The organism is Brevibacillus fluminis, from assembly GCF_003710825.1.
Taxonomy (GTDB): domain Bacteria; phylum Bacillota; class Bacilli; order Brevibacillales; family Brevibacillaceae; genus Brevibacillus_D; species Brevibacillus_D fluminis.
Window position 1 is genome coordinate 1 of the sequence record NZ_RHHQ01000089.1, and the last position, 365, is coordinate 365.

1 pseudogene is annotated in these 365 nt (G+C 58.6%); it reads left to right on the forward strand.

The features are described 5' to 3' along the window. A pseudogene (locus tag EDM56_RS31060) lies at positions 1–365 on the forward strand (acetolactate synthase large subunit); the annotation flags it as partial.

Below are 365 nucleotides of genomic sequence, written 5' to 3' on the forward strand. Positions count from 1 at the left end.
ATCCCAGAAATCGTGCGCAAGGCGTTCAAACTGGCGGAGCTGGAAAAGCCGGGAGCGGTCCATATCGAGCTGCCGGAAGATATGGCGGAGGACGATGTCGACACGAGCGTGCTGCCCAAAACGCCGCTGCCCCGGTCAGTCGCTAGTGAGGAGAGCATGAAGCAGGCGCTTGCACTGATCCAAAAGAGCCAAAAGCCGTTTATCATTGCGGGAAACGGTGTGATCCGCCAGCAGGCGTCCGCAGCGCTGCAAGCATGGGCGGAGGCGCTTGGCGTTCCGGTCACACACACCTTTATGGCAAAAGGCGTATTACCGCCCGATCACCCGCTGAATATGTACACGGTGGGGCTGCAGATGAAGGATTA